This window comes from Rhodococcus sp. HNM0569 (assembly GCF_012726205.1).
GTDB lineage: Bacteria > Actinomycetota > Actinomycetes > Mycobacteriales > Mycobacteriaceae > Rhodococcus_F.
This window is the reverse complement of record NZ_JAASAE010000002.1, coordinates 315,669-329,205: the sequence shown is the minus strand read 5'-3', so window position 1 is coordinate 329,205 and position 13,537 is coordinate 315,669. Positions and strand designations below refer to the sequence as shown.

12 protein-coding genes are annotated in these 13,537 nt (G+C 69.6%); 1 reads left to right on the top strand and 11 read right to left on the bottom strand.

Annotated features, from left to right (window positions below):
* Positions 1-65: 65 nt before the first annotated feature.
* From lpqB to HCA44_RS03855, 10 genes are all read right to left on the bottom strand, one after another.
* A complete protein-coding gene (lpqB, locus tag HCA44_RS03900) occupies positions 66-1,865 on the bottom strand; it encodes an MtrAB system accessory lipoprotein LpqB (protein ID WP_169647356.1) in 1,800 nt (599 codons plus the stop codon).
* A gap of 5 nt (positions 1,866-1,870) precedes the next feature.
* Complete coding sequence (gene mtrB, locus HCA44_RS03895; protein WP_346764560.1) at positions 1,871-3,754, bottom strand: MtrAB system histidine kinase MtrB; 1,884 nt, start codon at positions 3,752-3,754, stop codon at positions 1,871-1,873.
* Positions 3,751-4,428 (bottom strand): MtrAB system response regulator MtrA, encoded by a 678-nt coding sequence (gene mtrA / locus HCA44_RS03890; RefSeq protein WP_169647200.1) that lies wholly within the window; start codon positions 4,426-4,428, stop codon positions 3,751-3,753. Before mtrA ends, mtrB begins: the two co-directional genes overlap by 4 nt.
* A gap of 39 nt (positions 4,429-4,467) precedes the next feature.
* On the bottom strand, positions 4,468-5,130 hold the full coding sequence (locus tag HCA44_RS03885) for a dTMP kinase (protein WP_169647199.1): 663 nt from the start codon (positions 5,128-5,130) through the stop codon (positions 4,468-4,470).
* 1 nt (position 5,131) lies between these two features.
* Positions 5,132-6,607 carry an adenosylhomocysteinase gene (gene ahcY / locus HCA44_RS03880; RefSeq protein WP_169647198.1) on the bottom strand — a complete coding sequence of 492 codons (1,476 nt, stop codon included), beginning with the start codon at positions 6,605-6,607 and terminating at the stop codon, positions 5,132-5,134.
* Between the two features lie 82 nt (positions 6,608-6,689).
* Positions 6,690-8,192 carry an amino acid permease gene (locus HCA44_RS03875; protein WP_169647197.1) on the bottom strand — a complete coding sequence of 501 codons (1,503 nt, stop codon included), beginning with the start codon at positions 8,190-8,192 and terminating at the stop codon, positions 6,690-6,692.
* Positions 8,193-8,295: 103 nt separating this feature from the next.
* Entirely contained in the window at positions 8,296-9,516 is a 1,221-nt protein-coding gene (manA, locus tag HCA44_RS03870) for a mannose-6-phosphate isomerase, class I (protein WP_169647196.1), read from the bottom strand.
* Positions 9,516-10,589, bottom strand: a complete 1,074-nt coding sequence (locus HCA44_RS03865) for a tobH protein (protein WP_169647195.1) — start codon at positions 10,587-10,589, stop codon at positions 9,516-9,518. Before HCA44_RS03865 ends, manA begins: the two co-directional genes overlap by 1 nt.
* A gap of 54 nt (positions 10,590-10,643) precedes the next feature.
* Positions 10,644-12,011 carry a phosphomannomutase/phosphoglucomutase gene (locus HCA44_RS03860; RefSeq protein ID WP_169647355.1) on the bottom strand — a complete coding sequence of 456 codons (1,368 nt, stop codon included), beginning with the start codon at positions 12,009-12,011 and terminating at the stop codon, positions 10,644-10,646.
* A 136-nt stretch (positions 12,012-12,147) separates the two neighbouring features.
* Positions 12,148-12,540, bottom strand: a complete 393-nt coding sequence (locus tag HCA44_RS03855; protein ID WP_169647194.1) for a DUF3499 domain-containing protein — start codon at positions 12,538-12,540, stop codon at positions 12,148-12,150.
* A 107-nt stretch (positions 12,541-12,647) separates the two neighbouring features.
* On the opposite strand from HCA44_RS03855, the gene HCA44_RS03850 reads away from it, so the two are divergent.
* The gene (locus tag HCA44_RS03850; RefSeq protein ID WP_169647193.1) at positions 12,648-13,136 is read left to right on the top strand and encodes a metallopeptidase family protein; all 489 of its coding nucleotides are present in this window, start codon (positions 12,648-12,650) and stop codon (positions 13,134-13,136) included.
* Between the two features lie 22 nt (positions 13,137-13,158).
* Here the strand turns inward: HCA44_RS03850 and HCA44_RS03845 are convergent, their stop codons facing one another.
* Complete coding sequence (locus HCA44_RS03845) at positions 13,159-13,419, bottom strand: WhiB family transcriptional regulator (RefSeq protein WP_169647354.1); 261 nt, start codon at positions 13,417-13,419, stop codon at positions 13,159-13,161.
* Positions 13,420-13,537 lie beyond the last annotated feature (118 nt).

The following is a 13,537-nucleotide window of genomic DNA, read 5'->3' as shown; positions in this document are numbered from 1 at the left end:
CCGCCCCCCTGTTCGCCGGAACCGTGCGGTCAGTGTGCACGGCGCCCCCGACAGGCTCGGGCGGGTCAGCCGGGCAGGATCGGAATCGCCTTGATGCCGGTGAGCCCGGGCACCTCGCGCCAGTAGCGGTCGCTCGCAGGGTCGTTGTTGTTGAGCTGGAACACCGCGCGGGCGTCGGCCACGAACTCGGTGGTCGGCGACGCGTCGACTGCCGTGACCGGCGCCGTGAGATTGCGGCTGGGCAGTGCGTCCATGCGCGAACCGTCGAGAGCGACCTGCACGACCGGGATGTCCGTGGCGGACCGGGCCACCACGATCGTCTCCCCGTCGCTCCAGTCGAGCGCGACAGCGGGACTGCCGAGCCCCACCGCAACCGGCCTCGGGTTGGTCAGCGAGTAACCGCCGTTCGACGCGCGCACGACTGTCGCCAGGTACACCTTGCCGTCGACGATCATCGCCGCACGCACGCCGTCCCGGGAGAGGCGCAGCTCACTGATCGTGGACCCGATCGACGTGACGGCTCCCGCGTCGACACTCACCACGCTGAGCTTGCCGCTGCCCGACTCGCGGACCACCCGCACGACGGTGTTGCCGTTGACCACCGCCCACAGCGACGAGTTGTCGGGCGCCCAGGTGGGACGCGTGACGGTGCCGCCGTCGAGAGCGGCCTCGGCCTGCCCGTCGGAATAGCTGCCGACCATCAGCGTGCTCGGCGGTTCGGGTGCGGGTTTGCCCGAATCGACGACGCCCGCGACGAGTGCACCGTCGACCGACAGCGACGCCGATTGGAGCCGTCCGCTCGTACCGAAGAAGCCGGGCACCGGGGTCATGCCCGTCTCGGCGACACGCACGAGGGAGCCGTCACGCAGCGCGTGCAGGCCGATCGCGGCGCTCGCCGACGCGAGCGGATCCATCGACGCGACGTCGGCGGTCGTCCACCCGTTCGGATACCGCTCGTCGAGCGGATTGCCCTCCGCGAGCAGGACGTACGGACCGGAGATGTCGGCGCCCGCCAGGGTCCAGACGACCTGCGCCGCGAATCGCGCGCGGGCGGCTTCGTCGAGCCCGCCGAGACCTTGGAAGTCGATGCGCACACCGCCGACGCCGACACCGACGGACGTCGTGCGGCCGTCCGCCTTCGTGATCGGCCCGCGCACGGAGACGTCGGACAGCTCGTTGCGCACCGCGGGGGCCAAGGCGTCCTTGGGCCCGTCGATGAGCAGGCCGATCAGCTGCGTCGTCACCTCGTCCTGGCTCGCCGAGATCCAGCGCGGATCGGGCACCACGGTGCTGCCCGAAGGGTCGACGAAGTACAACGATTCGCGTTGGTAGCTACCGAGGAACTGCGCGCGGTCCATCACGACGCCCGGCGGCAGGTCCTTGATCCGCCACTCGCCGTCGACCCGCTGAAGCGCCATGCGGGTCTCGAAACTGCCCTCCTCGGCCTCGTACAGACCGCCCGGCTGCAGGTTGCCGACCTTGTTCGCGCGGATCGTGTAGGTCGCGGTATCGGACGAGCGGGTCTCGGGGAGCACGTCGACCTTGTCGACGATCGTGGCGCTCGTCTCGTCGTCCCACGTGCGCGAGGTTTCGGTGGTGAGGAACTGGCGGGCGGCGAGATGCCGGTTGGCGGGGTCGGTGCTCGCCTTGAAGAAATCGCGAAGCAACAGGTCGGGCTCGCGGCCGGGCTCGGGTGCCTCGACCGAGGTGCCGGGGGCGTTCTGCTCGATCGTGCCGATCGCCTGCGGTGCCGACGACTCCGGCAGGCTCGCACACGCCGTCGCGACACTCGTGAGGACGGCGGCGATCACGACCGCCAGAAGCCGCCGCGCACGGCGGGCAGGGGGTGCATCGGTCGACGGCATGCCGGTCATCGCTCGTGCTCCTGACTGCGTTCGCGCTCCTGACTGTTCTCGGCCGCATCGTCGCCCGGCTCGGCCGGCTCGTCGGTGTCGGTGGGATCGGGCGCGGGGTCGGCCGAGTCGTCACGTGCGGGGGCATCGGGGGCAGCGGCGTCGGGGGCAGGGGTGAAATCGTCGTCCTGCACGTCCTCGGTGTCCGCGACGTAGTCCTCGGGTGCGCCATCCTCGATTGCCCGGATGCGGTCCTCTTCGACGCCGGGCCGCGGCCGGCCCTGCACGTGCCGCGCGGTGCCCGGCACGAGCGGCAACGGGCTCGCCGACACCTTGCGGCCCCGCACCCGCGGCAGCGTGAGCCGGAACACCGAGCCGACTCCCGGCTGTCCCCACGCCTCGAGCCTGCCGTCGTGCAGGTTCGCGTCCTCGACGCTGATCGCGAGGCCCAGGCCGGTACCTCCGGACCGGCGCACCCGCGACGGGTCGGACCGCCAGAACCGGTTGAACACGAGCTTCTCCTCGCCGGGGCGCAGGCCGATGCCCTGGTCGCGCACGACGAACGCGACGGCGTTGTCGTCGCTACGCAGCCGTAGCAGGATCGGCTTGCCCTCACCGTGGTCGATCGCGTTCGACAGCAGATTGCGCAGGATCCGTTCGACGCGGCGCGGATCGACCTCCGCGACCACCTGTTCGGACGGCAGATCGACGATGAGTTCGGTGCCGGTGTCCTTCGCGAGGTGACGGACGGTGCTCACCGCGGCGCGCGCACACATGCGGACGTCGAGTTGCTCGGCCGCGAGTTCCGCGACACCCGCGTCGTGCCTGCTGATCTCGAGCAGGTCGCCGAGCAGGCCCTCGAAACGGTCGAGCTCGGTGACGAGCAGCTCCGACGCCCGGCGCAGGCCCGGCTCGAGATGGTCGCTGTCGTGGATCAGATCGGCTGCCATACGGACCGTGGTGAGCGGCGTGCGCAGCTCGTGACTCACGTCCGAGGTGAACCTCTTCTGCAGATTGCCGAACTCCTCGAGCTGGGTGATCTGCTTCGACAGACTCTCGGCCATCTCGTTGAACGACATGGCCAGGCGCGCCATGTCGTCCTCGCCACGGACCGGCATGCGCTCCTTGAGGCGCCCGTCGGCGAACCGGACCGCGATGCGCGACGCCGACCGCAGCGGCAGCACCACCTGCCGCGCGACGAGCAGCGAGATGGCTGCCAGCAGCACGGCGAGCACGCCGCCGCCGATCAGCAACGTGCCCCGCACGAGAGACAGGCTCCGGTCCTCGCTGTTGAGCGGGAAGATCAAATACAGCTCGAGCCCCGACAGCGACGACGTCGTGGGCGTACCGACCACGAGCGCGGGTCCGTTGTAGCCGTCGGGATCGTCGATGGTGGTGAACTGGTAGCTCACCTGGCCGCGTTCGACGAACGTGCGCAACTGCTCGGGGACGGCCTCCACGGTGCCCGCGGAGGTGGGCCCACGCGGGCCACCGCCCGGAACGATCAGCACGGGCTCGAAGGTGCCCGCCGAGCCCGAGTTCTCCGCCGAATCGGGATCGCGATTGGTGAGATTCGCGCGGGCGCCGTCGAGTTGGGTCTGCAAGGACGTCGACGCGTCCGAGCCGACGAGCTGCCCCTCGACGGTGGCGCGGGCACGGTCGAGCTCTTCGGTGGCCGCACCGATCTTGGTTTCGAGCAGCCGGTCGGTGATCTGACTCGTGAGTACGACTCCGAGCACGAGGATGACGATCATCGACAGCGACAGCGTCGAGACGACGACGCGCAACTGCAGCGACCGCCGCCATGTGTGCGCGACGGAGTTGCCGAGGGCCCGGCTCCACCGTACGAAAGGCGAAAGGCGCCGGTTCACCCGGCGCCGCCACCTGGAAACACCTGTCACGGCGGTCCGGCCTTGTAGCCGACCCCCCTGACCGTCAGGACCACCTCGGGATTCTCGGGATCCTTCTCGACCTTCGCGCGCAGGCGCTGGACATGCATGTTGACCAGGCGGGTGTCGGCAGCGTGCCGGTAACCCCACACCTGTTCGAGGAGCACCTCGCGGGTGAACACCTGGCGCGGCTTGCGGGCGAGCGCGACGAGCAGGTCGAACTCGAGCGGCGTGAGCGAGATGAGTTCGTCGCCGCGGGTGACCTTGTGCGCAGGCACGTCGATCGTGATGTCGGCGATGCTCAGCACCTCGGCCGGCTCGGTTTCCGTGCGCCGCAGCCGCGCCCGGACACGTGCCACGAGTTCCTTCGGCTTGAACGGCTTCATGATGTAGTCGTCGGCGCCCGACTCGAGGCCCAGGACCACGTCCACCGTGTCGGTCTTCGCCGTGAGCATCACGATCGGCACGCCCGAGTCCGCGCGCAGCACGCGGCACACGTCGATGCCGTTCATGCCGGGCAGCATCAGGTCGAGCAGCACGAGATCGGGACGCATCTCCCGCACGGCGGTGAGCGCGTGCGTGCCGTCGCCCACGACGTGAGGTTCGAACCCCTCGCCTCGCAGCACGATCGTGACCATCTCGGCAAGTGCCGCGTCGTCGTCGACGACCAGAATCCTGGGCTTCATGTCCCTATCGTTACACCTCTCGGGCCGGTAACAGTGCGATCACCGTCCCGGCGTGCCGTCCTGTTCACACGAGAGTGCCAGAACGTCGGCCACCGCGCCGGGATCGACGGCCGGATCGAGCACCCGCCACGGCGACATCCAGGCTCGTTCGGCAAGCTGAAGGTACAGCTCACGCGTACGGACCTGCAGCGCGCTGTCACGCTCGTAGGCGTCGAGGGGGCGGTCCTCGTCGGCCTCGCGGGCGCGCGCCCGAAGCTCGGCGAGGGTCACGGGCGTGTCGAGATACAGCTGCAGGTCGGGCACGGGCAGCGCGAACCTCTCGAACTCGAGCTCACGCACCCAGGTGACGACCTCGCCGTCGACGTCCTGGTGCAGGCGCGCCGCGTTGTACGCCGCGTTCGACGCGACGTACCGGTCGAGGATCACGATGTCGTGTTCGGCCAGCAGCAGGCGAAGGTCGACCGCCGCGTCCGCACGGTCGAGTGCGAACAGCAGCGCCATCGCGTTGACCGACGACGCGAGGTCGCCGTGCGCTCCGGACAGTGCCTCCGACGCGAGGTCGGCGTGCACCGACCGTCCGTAGCGCGGGAAGTCGAGAGTGGCGACGCGCAACCCCCGGTCGGCCAGGTGGGTGACCACGTGGCCGACCAGGGTGCGTTTGCCCGCGCCGTCGAGGCCCTCGAGGGCGACGAGTGCCGGCACGTCAGTAGCGGTAGTGCTCGGGCTTGTACGGGCCCTCGACGTCGACGCCGATGTACTCGGCCTGGTCCTTGGTGAGCTTCGTGAGCTCGCCACCCAGCGCCTGGACGTGGATGCGGGCGACCTTCTCGTCGAGGTGCTTCGGCAGGCGGTACACCTCGTTGTCGTACTCGTCCGGCTTGGTCCAGAGCTCGATCTGCGCGATGACCTGGTTGGAGAAGCTGTTGCTCATCACGAACGACGGGTGGCCCGTGGCGTTGCCGAGGTTGAGCAGGCGACCCTCCGACAGCACGACGATCGACTTGCCGTTCTCGAAGACCCACTGGTCGACCTGAGGCTTGATGTTGATGCGCGTGGCACCGGACCGTTCGAGGCCCGCCATGTCGATCTCGTTGTCGAAGTGACCGATGTTGCCCAGGATCGCCTGGTCCTTCATCGCCTTCATGTGCGCGAGGGAGATGATGTCCTTGTTGCCGGTCGAGGTGACGACGATGTCGGCGTCGCCGATCGCCTTCTCGACCGTCACGACGTCGAAGCCGTCCATGAGGGCCTGCAGCGCGTTGATCGGGTCGATCTCGGTGACCTGCACTCGTGCGCCCTGGCCCGCGAGCGACTCGGCGCAGCCCTTGCCCACGTCGCCGTAGCCGCAGATGAGGACCTTCTTGCCACCGATCAGGACGTCGGTGCCGCGGTTGATACCGTCGATCAGCGAGTGCCGGGTTCCGTACTTGTTGTCGAACTTGCTCTTGGTGACCGAGTCGTTGACGTTGATCGCGGGGAACGCGAGCTCCCCCGCCGCCGCGACCTGGTAGAGCCGCAGCACGCCGGTGGTGGTCTCCTCCGTGACGCCGCGCACCGATTCCGCGATCGCGGTCCACTTGCCGGGGTTCGCCTCGAGCGAGCGGCGCAGCAGTGCGAGGAACACCTTGTACTCGTCGGAGTCGTGCTCGTCGTCGGTGGGGGGAACGACGCCTGCCTTCTCGAACTGCTTGCCCTGCAGAACGAGCATCGTCGCGTCGCCGCCGTCGTCGAGGATCATGTTGGCGGGTTCACCCGGCCACGTGAGCATCTGCTCGGCGGCCCACCAGTACTCCTCGAGGGTCTCGCCCTTCCACGCGAACACCGGGACACCCTGCGGCTCCTCGGGCGTGCCGTGCGGGCCCACGACGACCGCGGCGGCGGCGTGATCCTGCGTCGAGAAGATGTTGCACGACGCCCAGCGCACCTCGGCGCCCAGCGACACGAGCGTCTCGATGAGCACGGCGGTCTGGATCGTCATGTGCAGCGAGCCCGAGATGCGGGCGCCCGCGAGCGGCCGGACCTCCGCGTACTCTCGCCGGAGTGCCATGAGACCGGGCATCTCGTGCTCGGCGAGCCGGATCTCCTTGCGCCCGTACTCCGCAAGCGACAGATCCGCCACCTTGTATTCGATCCCGTTGCGCTCTTCCACAACCGGGTTGGTGGGAACTGAGGTCGTCATGTGCCTCTCTCCTGATCGACGATGCTGATGTCCTCAGGCTATCGGTAGCCCACCCACCACGCGGCAGCCAGGATGCGGGTGGTCAGCCCCGGTCGGCATCACCCGTCTCGTTCATCACCGAATGCCTACGGCTGTAGACGAAGTACACCACGAGGCCGATGAGCATCCACACCACGAACCGCAGCCACGTCTCGACCGACAGGTTGATCATGAGCCACACGCACGCGAGCACCGCGAGGATCGGCACCACCGGCACGAACGGCACCCGGAAACCGCGCGGCAGGTCCGGTCGGGTCCGGCGCAGCACGATGACGCCGATCGACACCGCGACGAACGCGAACAGCGTGCCGATGTTGACCATCTCCTCGAGCGTCCCGATCGGGAAGAAGCCCGCGAGCACCGCGACGACGACACCGACCAGCACCGTGATCCGCACGGGCGTGCCGTGCCTGCCGGTGGGGGCGAGACGGCGCGGCATCAGTCCGTCGCGCGCCATCGCGAACAGCACCCGCGTCTGACCGAGCATGAGCACCATGACGACCGTCGTGAGTCCCGCGAGCGCGCCGAAGCTGATGACCCACTCGGCCCAGTCGACGCCGACGATGCCGAACGCCGTGGCGAGGGTGGACTCGTCGCCCGCGAGTGCGGTGTAGTCGACCATGCCGGTGAGCACCAGCGTGACCGCGACGTAGAGCACCGTGACGATCGCGAGCGAACCGAGAATGCCTCGCGGCAGCGCCTTCTGCGGTTCCTTCGTCTCCTCGGCGGTCGTCGCGACGACGTCGAACCCGATGAACGCGAAGAACACGAGGCTCGCGGCGGCGAGCAGTCCGTACCACCCGAACGTGCTGCCGCCCGCGCCCGTGACGTACGAGAACAGCGACTGGTGGATACCTTCCCCGGTGGAGCCCGGCTGCGACGGGGGGATGTACGGCGAGTAGTGCGACTTGTCGATGAAGAACGCGCCGACGACGACGACGAGCACGACGACGCCGACCTTGATCGTGGTCACGACGAGCGATACGCGCGAGGACAGTTTCGTGCCCGTCGCGAGCAGCACCGTGATGACGGCGACGATCAGCACCGCGCCCCAGTCGACGGTGACCGGGCCGAGATCGGCGCGCGGGGAGAAGTCACCCAGCAACTCCCCGAGATACAGCGACCATCCCTTCCCGACCACCGATGCCGCGAGCGCGAACTCGAGGATCAGGTCCCACCCGATGATCCATGCCGCGAACTCGCCGAACGTCGCGAACGAGAACGTGTAGGCACTGCCCGCGACCGGCACGGTGGACGCGAACTCGGCGTAGCACAGTGCGGCGAGCCCACACGTGACGGCGGCGAGCACGAACGCGAGCGACACCGAGGGGCCCGCGACGTTGCCCGCGGTACGCGCGGTCAGCGTGAAGATGCCCGCGCCGATGACGACCGCGACACCGAAGACGGTGAGATCCCACGACGTGAGGTCCTTGCGCAGCCTGGTGTCGGGCTCGTCGGTGTCCCGGATGGACTGCTCGATGCTCTTGGTCCGGAACAATCCCCTCGCCCGGGGGTGGTGCGGGCCGGACCGGTCGTCGGTGGTCACGGGCGGCTCCTGACGTCGATTCCGCCAGACTAGGCGCCGGCCCCGCACGACGACCCGCGTTCGGAACGATCACGGAACCTCGTCCCGGATAGGACCGCGAAGGCTAGGGCGCGACCGACGCCTCGAACACCTGCGCGCGGTCGCCGACCACGTCGAGCGTGACGACCGGGTCGGTGGCGGCAACCCATGCCGCGCAGCCCTGCGGCAGATCCAGTCGCCGACCACCCGAGCACACCTGCGCGTCGCCCTCGGTGCACACGAGGATGCGCGGGCCGCGCATCTCCGAGGTGACCGACGGGCGTGCGCCATCGAGTTCGATGCGGGTGAGCACGAACTCGGGAGCGGGGGTGTCGTACACGTACTGCCCGGTGCCCGCGATCTGCCGCGGTTCGACGAGCGGCGACTCGAGCGCGTCGAAGTCGAGCACCCGCAGCAACTCCGGCACGTCGACGTGCTTGGGCGTCAGACCGCCCCGCAGCACGTTGTCCGAGTTCGCCATGATCTCGACACCGACACCGTGCAGGTAGGCGTGCAGGTTGCCCGCACCCAGGTACAGGCCCTGGCCCGCTTCGAGGCTGAGCCGGTTGAGCAGCAACGACGCGAGCACCCCGGTATCTCCCGGATACGACTCCGCGAGCTGCAATGCGGTCCGCGCCTCGCGGGTGAACGGACCGTCGGGTTCGCGGGCGAGCAGCGCGATACAGCCGTCGAGCACGCGGGGCATGAGATCGGCGACCACCTGCGGCGGCAGGGTGATCCAGGTGGTGAACAGCGCGCGCAGACCGTCGGAGTCGGGTTGACCCGCGAGCAGCGCCACGTACGGCGCGAGCTCGGCGACGTCGAGCGCGGTGAGGAGCTCGACGGTGCGTTCGGGCGACCGGAAGCCGGCGAGCGCCTCGAAATCGCCCAGGGCGACGAGTAACTCGGGTTTGTGGCTCGGATCCTTGTAGTTGCGCACCGGCGAGTCGAGCGGAACGCCCGCGGCCTCCTCGCGCGCGAACCCCTCCTCCGCCTGGGCGCGGCTCGGGTGCGCTTGCAGAGACAGCGGCTCGTCGGCGGCGAGCAGCTTGAGCAGGTACGGCAGTCGGTCGCCGAACTGCTCGCCCGCCGCGAGACCCAGCTGCTTGTCGGGGTCGGCGTGCACGACCTCGAGCAGCGATGCCGGGCCGTCGTCGGTGCGCACGTGCGCCGAATCGGCAGGATGCGCGCCGAGCCACAGCTCCGCTTCCGGATACGGCGACGGAACCGGCCCGCGCCGCATCGCCGCAAGCGCGGTGCGCGACCCCCAGGCATAGTTCCGCACGACACCGTCGAGGATGTCCACTACCGACCGCCGATCAGTTCGAGATATGCCGCAGCCATGTCGAAGCGCGCCACCAGCAACGCGGCCTCGTCGAGTTCGTCGGCCCCTGCCACCGCCGCGTCGGCGTCGTCTCCGGCCACGGTGAGGACGTGCGCATCGCCCAAGAGTTCGACGCGGCGCCGTGTGACGTCGCGGTCGCTTGCCGTCGCGACGGCAAGCACACGCACCGGGTCGACGGGAGGCGGCCCGTCGATCTCGGGGTCGTAGAAGATCGAATCGGCGACTCCCGTGTCGCCACGCAGCACGCGGGCCGACGCGACCACATCGGACAGCGGCGCCGCGGCTACCACCGCACCCGCGTGCACGAACGCGTCGCTCGCCGTGCGCGCGATCTCGAGCGCGAGCGGCGACCCTCCGGTGACCAGGCCACGCCTGCCGTGCAGGCGCGCGACGATCGTCTTCGCCGGGTTGCGGAAGACCTCGCCCGCGGGGCCGTCGGTGAGGGCCTCCGCGTCGAGCGCATCGGCGAGCGCGCGCAGCGACTCGGTGCCGCCGCGCCACCGCGGATCGAGAGTGGCGAGGACCGCGACGAACGCGGCGAGGTGGCCCGCCGTGGTGTGACGACGCAGCGCGGGTACGCGCGGCGCCAGCACGAGCGCGCGCCCGGCCGCGACCTCGCGCACCGGGCCCTCGTCCGGTGCCACGACGACGGTGTCGGCGCGCCGGCGCACGGCGGCGTCGATCGACGACGCGAGCGCGGGATCGCCCGCGTCGTCTCCTGCCACGATCACGACGTCGAGCGGACCGACCCATGGAGGCGTGCACGCCGCGGTGAGCACCGGGAATCCGAGCGCGCCGCTCGCGACGGTGGCGACCAGCGAGGCGCCCCGTCCGGCACGGTCCCCACCCGCCACCAACACGACGCTGCGCGGGCGCACTCCGGACAGGCGTGCGAGCACGCCCTCGTCGAGCGCGGAATGCACGGCACGCACCTGGGCTCCCGCAGTCGCGGCCGAACGCAACACACCGTCGCGATCGGCCGCGACGAGCGCGTCGGCGTCGTCGAGATCGACGAGGGGCAACGGCGCAGTCACGTCACCGCCCCCTTTCCGAAATCCGATTCTTCGCCTCCCCGACCACTATTGCAGTCAGGAGCGAACGATACCCAGAATCTCGGCGACGAGGGCGTCCACCTCGGGGCGCGTCGACGCCTCGACGTTCAGACGCAGCAGCGGCTCGGTGTTGGACGGCCGGAGGTTGAACCACGCGTGATCGCCGAGATCGACCGTGACACCGTCGAGGGTGTCCGTCGACAGCGCCCGCGACGCGAACGCGGCGACGACCTCCTCCGTCTCGGCCGCGGCATCGGCGACCGTCGAGTTGATCTCGCCCGACGCGGCGTAGCGCGTGAACGACTGCATCATCTCCGACAGCGGGCGGTCCTGCGCCGCGAGCGCGGCGAGCACGTGCAGCGCCGCGAGCATGCCCGAGTCGGCACGCCAGAAGTCACGGAAGTAGTAGTGCCCCGAGTGCTCGCCGCCGAACACCGCGCCGGTCTCGGCCATCTGCTGCTTGATGAACGAGTGGCCGACGCGCGTGCGCACCGGGACGCCGCCGAGCTCGCCGACGAGTTCGGGGACCGCGCGGGAGGTGATGACGTTGTAGATGATCGTGGCGCCGGGCTCGTCGCGCAGCGCCTGCTGCGCGACGCACGCGGTGACGGCCGACGGCGAGACGACTTCCCCTCGCTCGTCGACGAAGAAGCACCGGTCGGCGTCGCCGTCGAATGCGAGGCCGAGGTCGGCGCCGCTCTCGCGTACCCGCTGCTGCAGATCGACCAGGTTCTTCGGGTCGAGCGGGTTGGCCTCGTGGTTGGGGAAGGTGCCGTCGAGTTCGAAGTACAGCGGATCGACGGTGACGGGCAGCGAGTCGAACACCGCGGGCGCCGTCAGACCGGCCATGCCGTTGCCCGCGTCGATCGCGATCTTCAGCGGCTTCATGGCCGACAGGTCGACGGCGCGGCGCAGGAACTCCGCGTACTCGTCGAGCACGCTCTGCTCGGACACAGCGCCGGGTGTTCCGTCGAATGCAGGCACGCCGTCGACGATGTCCTGCGCGATCTCGGCGAGGCCGCTCTGCTGCCCGACCGGGCTGGCCTCGGCACGGCACATCTTCACGCCGTTGTACTCGGCGGGATTGTGGCTCGCGGTGAACATCGCCGCCGGACACGAGAGCAGACCCGAGGCGAAGTACGTCTGGTCGGTGGAGGCGAGGCCGATGAGCACGACGTCGAGCCCCTGCGCCGTGACGCCGCCCGCGAAGGCACGCGCGAGCGCGGGAGACGACGGCCGCATGTCGTGACCCACCGCGACACGGGTGGCGCCCTCGGAACGCATCAGGCGCGCGAACGCCCCACCGACCGCCTCGACGAACGATTCGTCGAGCTGGTCGCCGACCACGCCGCGGACGTCGTACGCCTTGACGACCGAGTGGACGAGCTCGGGGGAACGCGACACGGAGGAACGCGGCACAGGGGATCTCCTTCACGGGCGGTGAAACGTGCGGACAGCCTAACGGCCGCCGCGGACACCGCTGCCTCGTGGATCGGGGAACCGGCCGGTGACGCCGGAATCGGCGAGGGGAAGCGGAAGCTCAGTTGGCGGGATCGGGCAGGACCCGGAGATGACCGCGGCGGCCGGTGCGCGGTACCGGCGGTACCTGCATGCGCTCGTCGCCCGGGGAATCCGCAGGCCGGTCGTATTCGGGACGCTCGCGCATCCCGGCTTCGCGGACCGCCTCGGCGAGCGCGGTGAGGTCGTCCTCGTCGGGCGTGCTCGACGCGAACGCGCCCTCGTGCCGTACGAGTTCCCACCCCTTGGGAGCCGTGATCCGCGAGGCGTGCGACTCGCACAGATCCCACGAGTGCGGCTCGTCGACGGTGGCGAGCGGGCCGACGACCGCGGTGGAGTCGGAGTAGACGTACGTCAGCGTCGCGACAGCAGGGTTCTTACAGCCTGGCCGGCAGCATCGACGCAGAGATCTCACAGGCAGCACCATATCCCTCCCGTCCCCGCACTCACAGTGGGACACACCGTCGATGTCGGCCTCGATCCCGTAATCGATGTCGACGCCGATGCCGTAATCTGCCCGGCATGGCCAGAGCACGTCGCCGCCGCGTCACGTCCCGTTCGGTGGAGCGTCGCGGGCGAGGCGTTCGCGGGTCGGTCCTTCCGCTCGACGCGCCCGGCAGGCGTTCGCGTGCCGAGAAGTTCGACATGCTCGTCCTCGAAGCGTTCGCCCCGGTGGACGACCGCTGGAACGAACGATTGCGCGGTCTCGACATCGCGGTCGACGACGTGCCGCGCATCCACGCGCTCGACCCGGACTCGGTGAACTGGCCGCCCGAGGTGGTGGCCGACGGCCCGGTGCCGTTGTCGCGCCTGGTGCCCGCGGGCGTCGACCGTCACGCCAACGCGACGCGTGCACGCATCGTGCTGTTCCGCAGGCCGCTCGAGCAGCGCGCCGAGGAATCGGACGACCTGGTCGATCTGCTGCACGAGGTGCTCGTCCAGCAGGTGGCCACGTATCTCGACGTCGACCCCGACGTCATCGACCCCGACGGGTACAGCCCCGAGGACTGAAGCCCCGGACGCGACGAACCCGTCAGACGATGCCGCGCTTGAGGCGGCGCCGCTCCCGCTCCGACAGACCGCCCCAGATGCCGAACCGCTCGTCGTGCGCGAGGGCGTAGTCGAGGCATTCGTCACGCACCTCGCAGCCCTGGCAGATGCGCTTCGCCTCGCGGGTCGATCCGCCCTTCTCGGGAAAGAAGGCTTCGGGATCGGTCTGCGAGCACAAAGCGCGTTCCTGCCACTGCTCTTCGATGTCGTCGAAAAGCTCGTCGAAACCGCTGATCAGGCTCAATGTCGGGCGATCATCGTGATTTCGAACCTGCGATTCGTCGGTCACAGTCGGCCGGGAAAACTCTGATTCGGCCTGTTCGTGAGAGTCCCACTGGGCGTACTCGTTGGGCATCGTTCCG